At 59.7% G+C, this 17,356-nt stretch carries 19 protein-coding genes; 10 read left to right on the top strand and 9 right to left on the bottom strand.

Annotated features, from left to right (window positions below; genetic code table 11):
• Positions 1 to 112: 112 nt before the first annotated feature.
• Genes ispH through rnhA form a run of 3 tightly spaced genes read left to right on the top strand, consistent with a single transcriptional unit; the run spans position 113 to position 2,489 of the window.
• Positions 113 to 1,072 (top strand): 4-hydroxy-3-methylbut-2-enyl diphosphate reductase, encoded by a 960-nt coding sequence (gene ispH, locus CHN51_RS11860; protein WP_100094197.1) that lies wholly within the window; start codon positions 113 to 115, stop codon positions 1,070 to 1,072.
• On the top strand, positions 1,072 to 2,031 hold the full coding sequence (gene thrB / locus CHN51_RS11855; protein ID WP_100094196.1) for a homoserine kinase: 960 nt from the start codon (positions 1,072 to 1,074) through the stop codon (positions 2,029 to 2,031). The genes ispH and thrB overlap by 1 nt, the downstream gene beginning before the upstream one ends.
• Entirely contained in the window at positions 2,028 to 2,489 is a 462-nt protein-coding gene (rnhA, locus tag CHN51_RS11850) for a ribonuclease HI (protein ID WP_100094195.1), read from the top strand. The genes thrB and rnhA overlap by 4 nt, the downstream gene beginning before the upstream one ends.
• A 9-nt stretch (positions 2,490 to 2,498) precedes the next feature.
• Here rnhA and CHN51_RS11845 read toward each other — a convergent pair whose 3' ends face one another.
• From CHN51_RS11845 to CHN51_RS11835, 3 genes are all read right to left on the bottom strand, one after another.
• Positions 2,499 to 2,675, bottom strand: coding sequence for a DUF1508 domain-containing protein (locus tag CHN51_RS11845; protein ID WP_100094194.1), 177 nt, complete (start codon positions 2,673 to 2,675; stop codon positions 2,499 to 2,501).
• Positions 2,676 to 2,759: 84 nt separating this feature from the next.
• On the bottom strand, positions 2,760 to 3,875 hold the full coding sequence (locus CHN51_RS11840) for an FAD-binding oxidoreductase (protein ID WP_100094193.1): 1,116 nt from the start codon (positions 3,873 to 3,875) through the stop codon (positions 2,760 to 2,762).
• Positions 3,872 to 4,840 carry an alpha/beta hydrolase gene (locus CHN51_RS11835; RefSeq protein ID WP_100094192.1) on the bottom strand — a complete coding sequence of 323 codons (969 nt, stop codon included), beginning with the start codon at positions 4,838 to 4,840 and terminating at the stop codon, positions 3,872 to 3,874. Before CHN51_RS11835 ends, CHN51_RS11840 begins: the two co-directional genes overlap by 4 nt.
• 93 nt (positions 4,841 to 4,933) lie before the next feature.
• On the opposite strand from CHN51_RS11835, the gene CHN51_RS11830 reads away from it, so the two are divergent.
• From CHN51_RS11830 to CHN51_RS11800, 7 genes are all read left to right on the top strand, one after another.
• Positions 4,934 to 5,416 (top strand): prepilin peptidase, encoded by a 483-nt coding sequence (locus CHN51_RS11830; RefSeq protein ID WP_100094191.1) that lies wholly within the window; start codon positions 4,934 to 4,936, stop codon positions 5,414 to 5,416.
• A 74-nt stretch (positions 5,417 to 5,490) separates the two neighbouring features.
• On the top strand, positions 5,491 to 6,450 hold the full coding sequence (cpaB, locus tag CHN51_RS11825) for a Flp pilus assembly protein CpaB (protein ID WP_100094190.1): 960 nt from the start codon (positions 5,491 to 5,493) through the stop codon (positions 6,448 to 6,450).
• The gene (locus CHN51_RS11820) at positions 6,450 to 8,075 is read left to right on the top strand and encodes a type II and III secretion system protein family protein (RefSeq protein ID WP_100094189.1); all 1,626 of its coding nucleotides are present in this window, start codon (positions 6,450 to 6,452) and stop codon (positions 8,073 to 8,075) included. The genes cpaB and CHN51_RS11820 overlap by 1 nt, the downstream gene beginning before the upstream one ends.
• Before the next feature lie 21 nt (positions 8,076 to 8,096).
• Positions 8,097 to 8,696: a CpaD family pilus assembly protein gene (locus CHN51_RS11815; protein WP_100094188.1), complete on the top strand. Its 600-nt coding sequence runs from the start codon at positions 8,097 to 8,099 to the stop codon at positions 8,694 to 8,696.
• Positions 8,696 to 9,982, top strand: coding sequence for a pilus assembly protein CpaE (locus CHN51_RS11810; protein ID WP_100094187.1), 1,287 nt, complete (start codon positions 8,696 to 8,698; stop codon positions 9,980 to 9,982). Before CHN51_RS11815 ends, CHN51_RS11810 begins: the two co-directional genes overlap by 1 nt.
• Before the next feature lie 41 nt (positions 9,983 to 10,023).
• Positions 10,024 to 10,995, top strand: a complete 972-nt coding sequence (locus tag CHN51_RS11805; protein ID WP_100094186.1) for a type II secretion system F family protein — start codon at positions 10,024 to 10,026, stop codon at positions 10,993 to 10,995.
• A gap of 18 nt (positions 10,996 to 11,013) precedes the next feature.
• Positions 11,014 to 12,003, top strand: a complete 990-nt coding sequence (locus tag CHN51_RS11800; RefSeq protein WP_100094185.1) for a type II secretion system F family protein — start codon at positions 11,014 to 11,016, stop codon at positions 12,001 to 12,003.
• Between the two features lie 53 nt (positions 12,004 to 12,056).
• Here CHN51_RS11800 and CHN51_RS11795 read toward each other — a convergent pair whose 3' ends face one another.
• The 6 genes from CHN51_RS11795 to CHN51_RS11770 are packed head-to-tail and all read right to left on the bottom strand — an operon-like array spanning position 12,057 to position 17,259.
• The gene (locus tag CHN51_RS11795; protein WP_100094184.1) at positions 12,057 to 12,500 is read right to left on the bottom strand and encodes a MarR family winged helix-turn-helix transcriptional regulator; all 444 of its coding nucleotides are present in this window, start codon (positions 12,498 to 12,500) and stop codon (positions 12,057 to 12,059) included.
• A 9-nt stretch (positions 12,501 to 12,509) separates the two neighbouring features.
• Positions 12,510 to 14,564 (bottom strand): TonB-dependent receptor, encoded by a 2,055-nt coding sequence (locus CHN51_RS11790; protein WP_240616713.1) that lies wholly within the window; start codon positions 14,562 to 14,564, stop codon positions 12,510 to 12,512.
• A 42-nt stretch (positions 14,565 to 14,606) separates the two neighbouring features.
• The gene (locus tag CHN51_RS11785) at positions 14,607 to 15,017 is read right to left on the bottom strand and encodes a GFA family protein (protein ID WP_100094182.1); all 411 of its coding nucleotides are present in this window, start codon (positions 15,015 to 15,017) and stop codon (positions 14,607 to 14,609) included.
• Position 15,018: 1 nt separating this feature from the next.
• Positions 15,019 to 15,651: a maleylacetoacetate isomerase gene (gene maiA / locus CHN51_RS11780; protein ID WP_100094181.1), complete on the bottom strand. Its 633-nt coding sequence runs from the start codon at positions 15,649 to 15,651 to the stop codon at positions 15,019 to 15,021.
• A gap of 47 nt (positions 15,652 to 15,698) precedes the next feature.
• The gene (locus CHN51_RS11775) at positions 15,699 to 16,697 is read right to left on the bottom strand and encodes a ribonuclease E/G (RefSeq protein WP_100094180.1); all 999 of its coding nucleotides are present in this window, start codon (positions 16,695 to 16,697) and stop codon (positions 15,699 to 15,701) included.
• On the bottom strand, positions 16,690 to 17,259 hold the full coding sequence (locus CHN51_RS11770) for a nucleoside triphosphate pyrophosphatase (protein ID WP_100095608.1): 570 nt from the start codon (positions 17,257 to 17,259) through the stop codon (positions 16,690 to 16,692). Before CHN51_RS11770 ends, CHN51_RS11775 begins: the two co-directional genes overlap by 8 nt.
• Between the last annotated feature and the right edge of the window lie 97 nt (positions 17,260 to 17,356).

Genomic DNA, 17,356 nt, shown 5'->3' with positions numbered 1-17,356 from the left:
GCGCCGATAAAAATTTCGCAACCCTTATCTGGGCCTTTAATGCGGTGCAACCGTCCATAAGATGAACAGACGGGCTTTTCGCCGGTGAACTTATTCCCTAAGAGCTGAAACCATGATTCATTCCGATAAGCAGAAACGGCAGATAGACTTGCTTGTGGCCGCGCCTCGCGGCTTTTGTGCAGGCGTCGACAGGGCGATTAAAATCGTCGAGCTGGCGATAAAAAAATATGGCTCGCCAGTCTATGTCCGGCACGAAATCGTGCACAACCGCTATGTCGTCGATGAATTGAAGAAACTGGGCGCGATATTTGTCGAGGAACTGGACGAGGTTCCGGACGGGGTTCCGGTGGTCTTTTCCGCCCACGGCGTGCCGAAGGCAGTGCCGCACAAGGCCGAAGAGCGTGGCCTGGAATATCTCGACGCGACCTGCCCGCTGGTGTCGAAAGTGCATCGGCAGGCGGAACGGCAGACCGAGGCGGGGCGCCATATCATCTTTGTCGGCCACGCCAATCATCCCGAGGTCATCGGCACTTTCGGCCAGGTTGATGAAGGCCGGATGACGCTGGTCGAAACGCTGGCCGATGTAGAAGCGCTGAACCCCGAAGACCCAGACGCCCTGGCCTTCCTGACCCAGACCACCTTGTCGGTCGATGACACACACGCGATCGTCGAGGCGCTGCAGACTCGGTTCCCAAATATCGTTGGCCCGAAAGGCGAGGATATCTGCTATGCCACCTCCAATCGTCAGGATGCGGTGAAAAAGATTTCCGAAACCTGCCAGCTGGTTCTCGTGATTGGCGCACCCAACAGTTCGAACAGCCTGCGGCTGGTCGAAGTCGCCGAACGCGGTGGCGCGATGGCGAAGCTGATCCAGCGGGCCGATGAAATCGATCTTGCATGGCTGGACGGTGTCAGCACGCTGGGCCTGACAGCCGGGGCATCCGCTCCGGAAATACTGGTCCGCGAAGTGGTTACTTTGCTGGAGCAACATTTCGATATCAGGGAAGAAAAAGTCCGGACGGCGGACGAGAATATGGTCTTCAAGCTGCCGCGCGGCCTTGAAGCGGCCTGATGGCGGTCTATACCAAGGTTAGCGCAGAGGAAATCGACCGCTTCCTCACCCGCTTCGATGTGGGAACACTGGTCTCCGCCAAGGGCATTGCCGAAGGCGTCGAGAACAGCAATTATCTGCTGGAAACTACGCAGGACAAGTTCATCCTGACCCTGTATGAAAAGCGCGTCGACCCCGCCGACCTGCCTTTTTTCATTGCGCTGCTCGATCATCTTGCCGAAGCAGGCTGTCTGGTACCGCCGATGATCGCGGATCGCGATGGCACGAAGATCCAGCAATTGTGCGGACGCAGCGCCTGTCTCATAACCTTCCTGCCCGGCGTATCGGTCAGCCACCCGACCCCGGACCAGGCCAGGGCCACCGGTCGGGCGCTGGGAGACATGCACCGCGCACTGGCGGATTTTACGCCGGAACGCCGCAACAGCATGGATCACGAAGGCTGGCGGGCGCTGGCCGACCAATGCGGTCCTGCGCAGCTCGACGATATCGCCCTCGGTCTGGCCGAGGCGATCGCGCAGGAACTCGACCATCTCGACAAATATTGGCCGGATGATCTGCCGCGCTCGGCCATTCATGCCGACCTGTTCCCCGACAATGTGCTGATGCTGGATGACCGGGTAACCGGACTGATCGACTTCTATTTCTCCTGCACCGACATCCGCGCCTATGACCTCGCGGTAACCCATGCAGCCTGGTGCTTTTCCGAAGACGGTACGGAATTTCACGCGCCGATATCCCGCGCCCTGCTGGAGGGCTATGGTTCGGCCTTCCCGCTCAGCGAAGCCGAACGCCGGGCGCTGCCGCTGCTGGCACGTGGTGCGGCACTGCGCTTCCTGCTGACCCGGGCCTATGACTGGATCAACACGCCCGCCGGTGCGCTGGTGACGCGCAAGGACCCGCAGGCCTTTCTCAACAGGCTGCAATATTACCGGACCCACAAGGATATTTTCACCGCATGACCGAACCGAAAATTGTCGAAATCGCCACCGATGGCGCGTGCAAGGGCAATCCCGGGCCGGGTGGCTGGGGCGCCCTGATCCGGCATGGCGACAAGGAAAAGGAAATCTCCGGCGGCGAGCCGGACACGACCAACAACCGCATGGAATTGCGCGCCGCAATCGAAGCGCTCAACGCGCTGAAGCGTCCGTGCAAGGTCAAGCTCTCGATCGACAGCACCTATGTAAAGGACGGCATTACCAAATGGATTTTCGGCTGGCAGAAAAACGGCTGGCGGACGGCGGCTCGCAAGCCGGTCAAGAATGCCGATCTCTGGCAGGATCTGCTAAAGGCGGTCGAGCCGCACCAGATCGAATGGCACTGGGTCAAGGGCCATGCCGGCGACGCCGACAACGAGCGCGCCGATCAACTGGCGAGCGACGCTGCCATGAACGTCGCCGCCAATCGTCGTAGTTTTTAGGATCAGACCTTAGCTATTGTCTTCAATCTCGGCATTCGGTCCGTTTTTCAGAATCGAACTGATCGCATTTTTAGCGCTGGTCTTGCTGGAATAGCCCTCGGTCGAGAAAATGACTTCGCTATTATATTTGAAGCGAACGCGAAACTCGCCCTTCTTGTCTTTCCAGATTTCAAACTTGTGCGCCATTGCTATCTTCTCCTTCGGTTGGATGGAGGAACTATTGCGCAAACCGGCTGCCCGTGCAACCGGCCCGTTGTAAAACGATGTTTCCTAGGAAAAGCGCGCTGCCGCATAAAGGCTGGCATCGACGGCATGCAGGCTTTCATCCGGCGCCTCTCCCAACAGGAGTGAACGAGCCAGCTTTGCCGCGGCGGGCGCGGTCTGAATACCAAAGCCCCCCTGCCCCGCGAACCAGAAAAACCCACCGTCAGCGGAGTCAAAGCCGATCACCGGCAGCCTGTCCGGTGCGAAACTGCGCAGCCCCGCCCATTTCCGGCTGACTCGCTTGACTTCGACATCCATCACCTTTTCAAACCGGTCGATAGCGATGGCAATGCTCAGTTCATCAGGCGCCACATCGCCAGGCTCGGAAGGAACTTCATCATGCGGACTGAGCCAGTAGCCACCACCCGCTTCGGGTTTGAAATAAAAGCTGCCGTCGATCCCGACGACCAGCGGCATCGCCTGCGACGACGGCGGATTAGTCTCGATCTGAACCATATTGCGGATTAGCGGCTGTATACCCACAGGCTTCACATCGGCCATGCCGGCCACGGCATCGGCCCAGGCGCCGGCCGCGTTAACCAGCACGGTCGCGCGAAATTCCCTTTCGCCGGCAGTCAGTTCCCAAATGCCGTCCTTTTTCAGGATCTGGCGGACCGGCGCCCGGCATAGAAGCTCCACCCCCTGACGCTTGGCGTTTCTCAGATAGGCAGCATGCAGCGCCGCGACATCGATATCCCGGCAATCCGGTTCGTAAACGGCATGTTGCCACGCCGGCTTGAGATCGGGGACCAGGGACAGAAGCTGTTCCCGGGACCAGCGATCCATATTCAGCCCGCTGTCGGCAAAATCGGCCAGGAATTGATCGGCGAGATGCAGATCCTCGTCCCGTCCGATATTGACCGCACCGCGCGGACCGAGAAACGGCATGTCCGAAAAATCTGCCGGCGGCTTTTCCAGAAAGGCGCGCGAGGCCGACGTCAGGGGCTGCACCATCGGCCCTCCGTAGCTTTCCGTCCAGAAAGCAGCCGAGCGGCCGGTCGAATGATAGCCGGGATGCTCCTCCGCCTCGAGCAGCAGCACCGAACGATCCGCACCAATTTCTGAGGCGATGCTGGCACCGGCAATACCGGCTCCGATGATGATGACGTCATATTGCTTCATTTTTTGGGGGCCACTCGGTCGAGAAAGGAAAAACAGCTGGCGAGCGCGTCGTTGCGCACTTCATCAACTTCACGAAATATTTCATGGGCGGATTCCGCGCCGTAGAGCTTTAGCTCGGCCCGGGGCATCAGATGCACGGCCCGCTCGATGGTCGGATGATCAACCAATTCATCGGTCGATGTCGCCAGCACCAGCAGCGGTATGTCCATCTGCATCAGCCGCTTGCGGTTGCGCAATAGCCGGGTCGAGGAATAGGCGCGTTCGACCCAGCGCCAGCTGGCCGGCCCCAGCCGGACGAAGGGGCGCTCGCGAAACCAGAAAAACTCGTCTGCATAGCGGTCCGCATCATGGGTCAGCAAAGCCTGCCGCGGGACATAGGGTTCCAGCGGATTTTCGATCGGTTTCCAGGCACGCCGCTTGCCGCGACCAATCAGGCACATGATCTTCGCGGCCAGCTGAGCGGTCCATTCCGGCATGCCGCCGCCGGCTGGAGCAAGCATCGGCGCGCTCAGGATCACGGCATCGGGCCGGATGCGCTGCTCGGTCATCGCCCGCAGCACGATATGCCCGCCCATGCTGTGGCCCAACAAGACATGCGGACCGGGATGACTGGCACGCCATTCGTTAAACAGCGTCTCCAGATCGGACACCCATGTCGCGAAATCGTCGATATGGCCGACATGCGGGTGCGGCCCGCAACGGCCCGAGCCGCCCTGTCCGCGCCAGTCCACCGAAGTGACGTTCCAGCCATGCTCGTGGAAATCGTGAAAGGTTTCGAGATATTTTTCGTAGAAATCCGCGCGCCCGGTCATGAACAGAACCGACCCTCTCGAACCCGGCTGCCGGTCATCCTGCTGCCACTCCAGCCTGCGGAACTCCCAGCCGTCAGGCCCGGTCCATGACTCTTCTTTTGCATCTGCGGGGACGGACCGGCGATCGAAGCGCACATCTTTCAAGTCTGTCATATCACGCTTTATCGTTGTCACAGGGTCGAAGAGAAGCCGTTCCGGAAATCATGGTTACTATTTGGTAAGGCAAATTAACTAGACGGTCTGTCCATGGATAGTGAAACCTTCATCTACTTGCTCTGGGGCGGATTGGCAATTGCGCTGATTGCAGCCGCGATTACCGATCTCAAAAGCCGCCATATCTCGAACTGGCTGAACCTGGGCATCGCCCTGGGGGCACCGGTTCTGTGGATAGCGAGCGGCATGAGCCTCTGGCCGGAAATGATCGGGCAATTGGGACTGGCCACGATCATATTCACCATATTTGCCGCGATGTTCGCTGCCGGAGCGATGGGCGGGGGCGACGTCAAACTACTGACCGCCCTGTCCCTGTGGATGCACTGGCTGACATTTCTGGAACTGCTGGTGATCATGTCGATCGCCGGTGGACTGCTGACGTTGTTAATGATGATCAGCAAGACAATCCAAAAGACCGAAGACCCAATAAAGGTTCCTTACGGGGTCGCCATCGCATTTTCCGGGCTCTGGATGATCTGGGGCATCACGGGACATAATTCACAAACGATATTTTAACCATTTTACTCGAAAGAGGCAAAGACCGCCAATGGAACCAATCGGGCGGGGGCATTCAGGAGGCGTTAGACGTCATGGACAAGAAGAAAATCATTTTGCTGGTCGGCGCACTGATCGTGGCTGCGGTTACGGCGTTGCTCGCAAAAAACATGTTTGATGGTGCCTCCGCGCCACAAGTTGCTGCAAAGAAAGCTGAAGTGGTAGGGGAAGAAGTCCTCGTCGCAACCCGCGCGCTTCCCGTTGGCACAATCATCACGCCCGACAGTTTCCGCTTCCAGCCATGGCCGAAGGATCTGGTCGAGGAAGCCTATTTCATGAAGGAAAGCACCGACGTGGAATCGCTTGCCGGTACCGTTGTCCGCAATCCGGTCACCGCCGGCCAGCCGCTTACCAAGGGCTCTCTCGTGGCACCGGGTGATCGCGGTTTCCTCGCTGCAGCGCTCGGCCCCGGCATGCGCGCCGTTACCATTCCCGTATCCGGACTGACCGGCGTCGCCGGCTTTGTATTTCCTGGCGACCGGGTCGACCTGATGCTGACCCAGTCGGTGCAGGGCGAAGGCCCCGAGCTCAAGGTTTCCGAAACCGTGATCCGCAACCTGCGCGTGCTCGCCACCGACAACCGCGTGACGGCGACGAAAAACGAAGCGGGTCAGCAAGTCGCCAAGAAGGCCAAGCTGGTCACGCTCGAAGCCACCCCGAAAATTGCCGAACAGATTTCGGTCGCCCAGACACTGGGAACATTGAGCCTGTCGCTGCGTTCGCTCGCCGACAGCGCCGCCGAACTGGAAGAAGCCATCGCCTCTGGCGCAATCAAGCTTCCGAAAACCGATGACCCGGTTGTCGAAGCCGACATGATCCGTTCGCTGGCTGCGCGTCCGACCAGCACGAAATCAAGCTTTTCAACTGGCGGAGACGTATCCCGTTTTGAAACGCGCTCGCCGCCACCACTGGCCGAGAAAGAAAAACCAAGAGGTCCGGTCGTCCGCGTCGCGCGTGGCAACACGGTCAATGACATCGAGTTTGGAGACAAATAATGGCCGTAGTATATGCACAGCATAGCCGCCTCGCGAAGAAGGCAATCGGCTTGACCGCCGTAGCCGCTCTCGCTCTGGCTCTGGCTGCCAACAGTAGCACTGCGCTTAACGCCCAGTCGGTCAATGTATCCCAGCCGGATTCGCGGATCACATTGTCGGTCGGCCGTGGCAAGCTGATCACCCTGCCCGCTTCGATCGAGGATATTTTCATCGCTGAAAATGCGATTGCCGATGTCCAGGTCCGCTCGCCGCGCCAGATCTATATTTTCGGCAAAAAGGGTGGCCAGACGAGCTTCTACGCAACCAGCGCGTCCGGCAAGGTCATCTACTCGGCGGAAGTCTCGGTCGGTGCGGAAATTTCCTCGATCGACCAGATGCTGAACCTGGCGATGCCGAATGCGAATATCGCGGTTAGCACGACCAATAATTTCGTGCTGCTTACCGGTACCATCGCCGATCCGGATGATGCGGAAGAAGCGGAAAATCTCGTCCAGGCATTTGTCGGCGACACCACACGTGTGGTCAGCCGGCTGAAAACCGCGACGCCGATGCAGGTCAACCTGAAGGTCCGTTTTGCCGAGGTCAGCCGTTCGCTGGCGAAGGAAATCAACGGCAATCTGCTGACCCGTGACACCACTGGCGGCTTCCAGTTCGGAGTGTCCCGTGGCCGCGACTTCGGTTCGATTACCAATTTCGACACCTCGTCCTTCCCAAGCCTGGACGCATCCAGCCTGTTTGGTTTGCCCGCAGGTTCTGTCTCGCTGCCGTTCAACACGGCGACCGGCCAGTTCGTGACGGCCGGCGGAACCGCTTTCAACTATAATACCGGTTCGGAGCTCAACACCATTCAGGCGGCGGGCCGCCTGTTCGGCATCGACATTGCCACCGCGCTCGACGTCTCCGAACGCGTGGGTCTTGTCAGCACCCTGGCATCGCCCAATCTGACGGCCATTTCCGGTGAAACGGCGACATTTCTGGCCGGCGGCGAGTTTCCCATTCCGATTTCAACCGGTCTGGGCGAGGTTTCCGTCCAGTATAAGAATTACGGTGTCAGCCTGTCCTACACGCCAACCGTGCTTTCCAACGGCCGGATCTCGATCCGCGTCGCACCGGAAGTATCGGAAATCACCACCAATGGCGCCGTCATCATCAACGGTTTCAGCATTCCTGCGGTTTCGACCCGCCGGGCAGAGACCACCGTCGAGCTGGGATCGGGCGAAAGCTTCATGATCGCCGGCCTGATGCAGAACAGCTATAATTCCGCCATCGCAAAGACCCCGGGTCTGGCCGACGTGCCGGTATTGGGCGCCTTGTTCAAGTCCGATGGCTACAGCCGCAACGAAACCGAGCTGATGATCGTGGTCACGCCTTATCTGGTCAAGCCGGTCAGCGACAGCGAGATCGTATTGCCAACCGACGGCTTCAAGGCTGCCAATGATGCAGAGCGGTTCCTGATGAACCGCAACCACAGCGGCACCGGTGAGGATCGGCCCAAGCCGAGCGTAGCTCCGGCCACTCCCGACGGCCAGGGCTTTGGCGCCCTGCAGGCTCCGGCTCCCGTCCAGTCGGCCAAAAAATCCAAGAAGTCCGGCGGCAGCGCTCCGGGTTTCAGTTTCGACAAATAAGCCCGATCAGGAGAACAGATCATGCGCATCGTTTCAATGGCACTCATCACCGCTCTCGGGCTCTCGGTAACCGCCTGTGGAAGCAACACTGCCAACCGCAGCGTTTATAGCGAACGCCAGCCGGTCGTTTCCAAATCGAATTTCGTGCTCGACCTGAGCGCCGGTCATGGCGGATTGTCCGCCGCAGAGCAGAACCGCCTGTCCGGCTGGTTCGACGCGCTCGAGCTGGGCTATGGCGATCGGGTGTCGATCGATGACCCGAGCTATTCGGCCAGCCCCGTTGCCAAGGCAGCGGTCGAAAATATCGTGGCCGGCTATGGCTTGCTGATCAGCGAAAACGCTCCGGTAACCGAAGGCCATGTTCCTGCGGGCCTGATGCGGGTCGTCGTGACGCGCACCGAGGCTTCGGTGCCGGGATGCCCCGATTTCAGCTATCGCAGCCATACCGATTTTCAGGTGCGGACAAGCGCCAACTACGGGTGCGGAACGAACAGCACGCTTTCTGCCATGATTGCCAATCCGGAAGATCTCGTCCGCGGCCAGGCTGCCGAAGGCGAGGATCAGTCGCAGGCTTCGAAGGCCATCCGCGCCTATCGTGACAAGAAAGTTGGAGGACAATAATGAACGCTCCCTGGAAACCAGGTTCGGTCAACGGACGTGAACCCTTTGCCGCTTTTGTCTGCGACGATGACACGCTGGAAATGCTCCGCCCCGTGGCCGAGGAAATGGGCTGGTCGATCGACAAATGCAGCAAGGGCGGACTGCGCAACGCGGTCCAGACCCTCTCCGTTTCTGCCAGCCCCAACATCCTGCTGGTGGATCTGTCGGAATCCGGCGATCCGCTCAATGATATCAATTCGCTGGCCGAAGTCTGCGAACCGGGCACTGTCGTGGTGGCCATGGGCCAGGTCAACGACGTCCGCCTCTACCGCGACCTGATCGTCAGCGGTCTGCAGGACTATTTGCTGAAACCGTTCAGCCCGGACCAGCTCCGCGACGTACTGGCACAGGCGCAAGCGGTCATCAACGCCCCGAAAATTGACGATCCGCAGGCCGAAAAGCCGCATATTTCGACCGCCGTTATCGGCACCCGTGGCGGCGTCGGCGCGTCGACCATCGCCACTTCCCTGGCCTGGCTGCTCAGCCATGACCGGGAGCGGCTGACCGCCCTGCTGGATCTGGACGTCCATTTCGGCACCGGCGCGCTGTCGCTGGATCTCGAGCCCGGTCGCGGCCTTACCGATGCAATCGACAATCCGAGCCGGATCGACGGGCTGTTCATCGAACGCGCGATGATCAAGGCCAATGAGAAACTGTCGCTGCTGTCCGCTGAGGCACCGATCAATTCGCCGATCCTGACCGATGGCACCGCCTTCTTCCAGCTACAGGAAGAATTCCGCGCCGCTTTCGACTGCACGGTGATCGATCTGCCGCGCGACATGCTGATCAACTATCCCCATCTTCTGGGCGACGTGAACGCAACCGTCATCGTGACGGAACTGACGCTCGCTTCGGCGCGCGACTGCATTCGCTTGCTGTCCTGGCTGAAGTCCCACGCCGCGCAGAGCAAGGTCTATGTTGTCGCCAACAAGGTGCAGGCCACCAATCTGGAAATCGGCCGTCAGGATTTCGAAAGCTCCATCGAGCGCAAGATCGATATCATGATCCCGCATGACGCCAAGACCGCTGCGCAGGCGGCGAAACTGGGCCAGGCGATGGTCGAGGCCGGCAAGTCCAGCAAGGCTTCGGCAAAAATCGTCGAACTGACCAGCCTGGTACTCGGCTCGGTCAGTGGCGGACTGGACCCCGAAGAGGAAGGCGGCAAGAAATCCTTCATGGACAAGTTCGGGGATTTCAAATCACTGCTGCCGTCAAAGAAAGCCAAAGAGGATGCGCCTGAAGCCTGAACCGGGCGGCAGGATTTCTTCGGCTTCATAGGGATTAGACAATGGGATTAATGCAAACTGCAATATTGGGTGCCGGCGTTCTGGCGGTTCTGCTGCTGCTCATCTTTGCCTATGCCGGCCCGTCGCAATCCAAGGCCACTGCTCGGCGACTGGACAAGGTCAAATATCGCCATTCCGACAGCGCCAATGTGCGGGTGGAAGCGCAGATGAAAAAGGCGCTCTCGGCGCGGCGCAAGACCACGCGTCCGCGCGGCGAGAATATGACCAAGCTGGAAATTCTTGCGATCCGCCTGGAAAAGACCGGCAAACAATGGCCGCTGTCCTATTTTTTCTATGCGGCGGGCGGCCTGTTCGTCGTCGTCTCCGGTTTGCTGCTGCTCAAGGGCGCGCCGCTCCTGCTATGCCTGTTCGTCGGACTGCTGGTCGGTGCCGGAATACCGCATTTCATCGTCAGCTTCCTGATCAACCGGCGCGTTGCCAGATTTACCGCGACCTTTCCCGACGCTATCGAACTGCTTGTTCGCGGCCTTCGTTCGGGTCTTCCGGTCACCGAGACAATCGGCGTGGTGGCCAAGGAAATCGACGGTCCCGTCGGCGAGGAATTCCAGAAAGTGGTCGATCGCATCAAGATCGGCCAGACCATGGAAGACGCGCTGCAGGAAAGCGCCAAACGCATGGAAACACCCGAGTTCCAGTTTTTCTGCATCACGCTGGCGATCCAGCGTGAAACCGGCGGCAACCTGGCGGAAACATTGTTCAATCTTGCCGACGTTTTGCGCAAGCGTGGACAGATGAAGCTCAAGATCAAGGCGATGTCGTCGGAATCCAAGGCTTCGGCCTATATCGTCGGTTCGCTGCCGTTCATTGTGTTCGCGCTGGTTTACACCGTGAACCCGACCTATCTGGCCGGCTTTTTCTATGAAGAACGTCTTATCATCGCGGGCCTCGGTGGCCTCTGCTGGATGAGCATCGGCGTCTTCATCATGGCCAAGATGGTCAACTTCGAGATTTAGAATGAAGGTACAAGGCAAATGACAAGCGGCGGCGGACCAACATTATTCGGCATAGACGTGCTCTGGGTTGCGACCATCCTGGCGGCCGTTGCCGCTGCGGCTGTATTCTTCGCGATCTATGCTGCCGTAACGGTCCGGGACCCGATGGCAAAACGGGTCAAGGCGCTCAACGAACGCCGCGAACAGCTGAAAGCCGGCATCACCGCGTCGACCACCAAGAAGCGCGCCAAGCTGGTCCAGCAGAACGACACGACCGACCGCATGCGCAACATGCTGGCGTCGATGCAGGTTTTGCAGGATACGCAGGTCAAGGAAGCGCAGCAGAAGCTGGCGCAGGCCGGCATCCGGTCCAAGGACATGGCCTTTGTCATCATTTTCAGCCGTCTCGTTATGCCGATCATATTGGGTGGCGGTGCGGCGCTGGCCATATACGGCTTCGACTATCTGTCCGACTGGTCCGATCTCAAGCGGTTCGGCGTCTTCGCCGGTGCAGCCATTTTCGGCTATAAAGGGGCGGATATCTACGTAAACAACCTGATCGCCAAGCGGACCGACCTTATCCGCAAGGGTCTGCCCGACGCCATCGATCTTCTTGTCATCTGTGCGGAAGCCGGTCTGACGGTCGATTCTGCCTTTGCCCGTGTGTCGAAGGAACTGGGCACCGCCTATCCGGAACTGGCCGATGAATTTTCGCTGACTTCGATCGAGCTGGGCTTCCTGACCGAACGGCGGCAGGCTTTCGAAAATCTCGCCTATCGGGTCGCGCTGGACCATATCAAGGGCGTGGTGACGACGATGATCCAGACCGAGAAATATGGTACGCCGCTCGCCTCGTCGCTGCGGGTCCTGTCGGCGGAATTCCGCAATGACCGGATGATGCGCGCCGAAGAAAAAGCCGCGCGGCTGCCTGCCATCATGACGATCCCGCTGATCCTGTTCATTCTGCCGACTCTATTCATCGTGATCTTGGGCCCTGCGGCCTGCTCGATCTCCGATGCGATGCTCTAGCGGGTAAGCAGAAGCGTAAAATCAAGAGAGCGGCAGTTCCCTGCCGCTCTTTTTCATTCTGCCGCGATCGTATCCGCCGATTTCTTGATCCGCGCCAGCATTGCGGACAATTCGGCTTTCTCCTCGGTGCTGAGCACCGACATGATCTTCTTGTCCATTGCCTGGGCGGCCGGCAGGATCTTGCCATAGAGATCGCGGCCGGTGCTGCTCAGCAACAGATGGTGCGAGCGGCCGTCGGCAGTGTTGGGACTGCGGTCGAGCAAGGCACGGTCGACGAGATTCTTCACCGCCCGATTGACCGTTACCTTGTCCATCAGCGTGGCCTCCACCAACTGCCGCTGGGTAGACGCACCGCGCGTGCCCAGCACCGACATCACCCGCCATTCCGGAATTTTCAGGCCGAAGAGGCTTTTATATTCACCCGCGATCACGTCACTGACGGCGTTGGACGTCGTCGAGAGCTGGTAGGGCAGATAATCATCAAGCTTAAAGGTCATAAATAATATTTATTCAATTTTGACGCGAAGTCCAACCCAAAATGTCCGGGGGAAGGCGCGCTCTATTATTCCATTGCTACTGACAGCAGCCTCTACCCGGGCGTCGAGAAGATTTTCAACCCGGGTTTCGACCAGCAGGCGATCAGTCACGGCCAGCGCCATCCGCCCGTCGATGGTCAAGGCATCGGCCAGACTGAGAATATTGACATCATCTTCAAACTGCTGGCCGGCATAGCGGGCCGAGAGGCTGGCGCCTGTGCCATCCTCCTTTTCCCAGACGAGCGAGCCGGAGGCATTGTGCCGGGGCACCTGGGCCGGGCGAAAACCGTCGACCGCAGCCGCGTCACCGGAACCGTCCACTTCGGCATCGACATAGGCATAGGCAGCGCGCAAGGTCAGGCCGTCGACCAGCCCGCCGAGATTGAACGCGGCGTCGATTTCAATGCCTGTTGATTTGATCGCGTCGAGATTTTGGCGCTGGCTGTAGGTACCGTCTGAGGCGACGAAACCGACGCCGGGAAAGACACCCGGACCGTTGGCCAGCGTCACATTGGCAACCGCATTGTCCAACTGGTTATAGAACGCCGTGATGCCGATTGTGGCAATGCCGCTTTCCCAGTCCAGTCCCAGTTCGGCGCCCTTGACCCGCTCGGGCTCGAGCAGTTCGTTGGCGGCGGTCGCATCGGAACCGACCCGGAAAGGCCGGAACAATTCGTTCAGCGTTGGCAGGCGCCAACCGAGATAGGCCGCTCCCCGGAACGTGAGCTGATCACTCAGATCATAGGCAAAGCCGCCGCGGCCGGTAAATTCGGTGTCGCTGCGATTGGCGAACATCTCGTCGGTTCGGACCGATCCGGGAAAGGGATTGATCAGCTCTATCTCTTTGCGAAAGCCGTCATCGATCGACCAGAAATCGACGCGGCCACCGCCGGTCAGAACCAGCGTATCGCTGGCCTGCAGACTGGCTTCGACAAAACCGCCATAGGTGGCTGTACTGCCTCCGGCTCTGCGGCTGCGCTGCGGCGTGTCATCGTCGAGGAAGAAGAAATTCTCGTTGGTTGTCCCCTCGGTCCGCCGCCAGTCTCCACCGATGCGCAGCTCGACATTGTCACCGACCGGCGGCCGCACCTCAAAACGGGCGCCAAGACCGGTGGATGGCACGCTATATTGTTCGAACACCCTGCTGACCGAATTGCGGTCATCCGCGACCCCGCCGAAGCTGACATCGAAATTGCGGATCTGGACATAGGCCAGCGCCGACCATTGCCAGTCGGACGTACGATCGACCAGCCGGATGCTGGCGTCCGCTCCGTCATTGTGGTTTTCACTGAAAGCAAAACCGCGTTCGCGATCATCGGTGAAAGCGCGGACATTGCTCTGCAGCTCGACATTGTCGGTCAAGGGCGCAACAAAGCGGACGGCGAGACCGGCCTGCTCATATTCCGCCGGGCGATCCACGGTTCCGCGCTGGCCTTCTATGATCGGAATGAACCCGTCACCGCGGGCATAATTGGCAGAAATGGTCAGCTGCCCCTGCCCCAGTTCGCGACCGAACAGCAGATCAGTGTCGACGCTGTTGCGGCTGCCATAAGCCGCGCCCAGTTCGATCCGGTCACCGACAGTGTCGCTGAACAGTTCGATCGTCCCGGAGATAGCGCCCTGCCCGTCGGTTACGCTGCCGCCGCCGCGGGTAATTTTCGCGCTTTTCAGAGCCAGCGCATCATAGCCCGGCCAAGCCACCCAGCCGCCGAAAGGGTCGGCCTGTGGCACGCCGTCGAGGATCAGCAAAGCGCGGGACGAGGCATTGCCGCCCAGTCCGCGCAGCGTGACACCCTGACTGGTCGGGTTGGCCGAACGGGCGTCCGAGCGTCGGAATTGCTGCAGTCCCGGCACATCGCGCAATGCGTTCTCGACCGTCCGGGACGGATCAATCGCCATTTCGGTGGCGCTATAGACGTCGTCGCCACGGGTGACGGGCAGCCCCGAAACGATGATTGCCGCGACCGGCGCTTCGTCTCCATCGACCTGCTCCTGCCCCCAGGCGGGCACAGAAATGGCGGCCATTGATGCCAATAGCGGGTAGGCTAAAACTGATTTTTTCATGACCTAATTGTCTGTCCACTTCTGATGGACCGGCATGTCGTCCGGCAGCCGGTGATAGTCCTGCGCATCGCAGGCAAAATGGGCGCTGTCCGCCTTGCCAAAGACACTCGGATCATCGAGCGTTCCGACCTTCACGATCACCGCCACTTCAAAGCCCGGCGCGCGGGTGGCCAGATGGGTGCCGCAGTCCGAACAAAATTCGCGCGTCACACCCTTTTCCAGATCGTCCCGTTTAAAGCCTTTCACGGCCCCTTTGGTAATTTCGTATCCATCCGCCGGCATTGCCATCAGCAACAGGCTGTTGCCGCCGGTCGTATATTGGCATTCGCGGCAGAAACATTCCGCCTTCAGCATCGGTTCGCCCTCGGCCTTGTAACGCACTGCGCCGCAATAGCATCCGCCTTCGATTGTCATGTCATTGATCCTTCACTGCTTCGGGAGCGGCTTTCTGGAAAGCCTCCAATTGATTGCATGCGGCATCGATCCGCGCGAGTTTGGGGAACGCGTTCAAATCGGTCTTGAACCGCCGGGCGTTGGACATTTGCGGCACCAGGCAAACATCGGCGAGATTGGGCTTGTCACCGCCGAACAGACCCGTTTCCGGCGCCATGGCTTCGAGCGCGACAAAGCCCTCTTCGATCCAGTGGCGATACCATGTGTCGACGACGTCCTGATCCTGCCCCAGCTCATCCTTGAGATATTTCAATATCCGCAGATTGTTTACCGGATGAATATCCGCCGCGATGACCAAGGCCTGCGCAAGCGTCTTCGCCCGCTCGGCCGGATCGCTGGAAACCATCGGCGGGTCATCATAATTTGCATCCAGATAATCAATGATCGCCAGCGACTGGGTCAGGTCATGGCCGTCAATCGACAGCATCGGCACGAAGCCCTGCGGATTGCGCGCGACATAGGCCGGAGCCTTCTGGTCGCCGTCGAGCAGGCTGGTGCTGATCGCGGTGTAGGAGACACCCTTCAGATTGAGCGCAATACGCACCCGGTAGCTCGCCGAGCTGCGCCAATAGTCGTAGAGAATGATATCGGTCATGCACAGGCTTTGCAGTCGGGACGGCGCGATTGCAAGTCTGCGGGCAATTATCCTGCCGAACCGCCGTCGATGGAAATGTCGCCGCGCGGTTCCACTGACACTGAACGCCCCGTCCGCCTCGCCAGTTCGTCCAGCAACGGGTCACGCAATTTATTTGTGACAGCCGGATGCGCCGCCAGCCGAAGCGCGCCCGTACCGCGATCCCGCTCTGCCTGCCGCAGCAGTTTCAGTGCCGCGTTGACCGCGCGATTGGCCTGCAGGATTTCCAGCACCGAGGGCCGGACCTTGCGGCTGACAATCTGCATGAAACCGAAGCCGTTGATAGCGGTGCGCTCGCATTTCATGGTCATATGAGCATCAAAAACAGACATGACCGCAACACGATCAGCCTTCGCCTCCAGGGTCGGGAAATCCACCCCGATATTGCCGGAAATGTCGAAGCGTACGAGCGCGAGGGCAATTTCCTTGGCCGCCCGTTTTGCCAGTTCCAACGGCGCCAGCGGTCCGTCCACATCGAACAATGTCATCGCCGGGGTCAGCGATACCAGCAGGCTCCCGCCTTCAAAATCGATCCGCCCGCTTTCGGCCTGTTCGGCAGCTTCGTGCCAGCCGTGTCCGGACAGGACATCCTCTTCATGAGCGTGAACCTGTTTGACGGGAAGTCCGGTTGCTGTGATCTCTGCCAGCAGATCGGGACCATCGCTCAAGGGACGGTCCACCTCGGCCGGGCGCGCCTTGGCCCGCTTCGCCTGCCCGCCGCGCTCGGTCATCGCGCCCCGGACAATTTCCACCCGGACCGTCGATCCTTCGGTCAGTTCTTTGGGAAGCGGCTGCAGCAGAGCTTCCTGTCCGTTTGCCAAGGTCACAATCCCGGATTTTCCGGCAACCCATTGCCGGGTGAATTTCGCATCGACAACCGCGCAAGCCCTGGCACTGCCATCGGCCCGCTCGACGCGTATCTGTACGAGTTGATTATTTTCCAGCCGCAACGCCCGGTTTTCACCGATCCCGGCCTCGTAAAGCCAGCCTTGGGCGAAATCAGCCAAGGAGATAGCCCGCGCTGATCAGCAGATTGCGGGTCTCGTAGAGCGGCAGCCCCATGATGCCGCTATAGCTGCCCGACATCCAGGTGACAAAAGCCTCCGCCGTGCCCTGTATGGCATAGCCGCCCGCCTTGCCCTGCCCTTCGCCGGTCGCGATATAGGCTTCGATCTCGTGAGCCTCGAAGCGCTTGAACTTGACGATGCTGTCGGACAATTTGGTCCGCGCCGTTCCGTCGGCTGCGATCACGCAGACCGCCGACATCACATGATGCCGCCGCCCGCTGACCAGTTCCAGAAATTTGCGCTGTTCCGCCGCATCACCGGCCTGCCCCAATATCCGGCGCCCGACCGCGACCGTGGTATCACCGGCGACCAGGATTTCCTGATCTTCGCGTTCGACAGCCGCAGCCTTTTCCTGCGCCATACGCAGGACATAGTCGCGCGGCAGCTCGCCCTTGCGGGGGGTTTCGTCGATATCGGGAGAGATGATCCGGTCCGGCGTGACGCCGAGACGGCCAAGCAGTTCCAGACGGCGCGGGCTGGAGGAGGCGAGGACCAGTTTCATATGTTCACTTTCGTCATGCTGAACTTGTTTCAGCATCCAGAGCGTCCAAATCGCAAGCGCAGTTTTACGTTAGCCCTGGATCCCGGATCAAGTCCGG

This window comes from Sphingorhabdus sp. YGSMI21 (assembly GCF_002776575.1).
In the GTDB taxonomy this organism is placed as follows: domain Bacteria; phylum Pseudomonadota; class Alphaproteobacteria; order Sphingomonadales; family Sphingomonadaceae; genus Parasphingorhabdus.
Note: the sequence above shows the minus strand (reverse complement) of the source record. Positions and strands in the feature narration are given on the sequence as shown.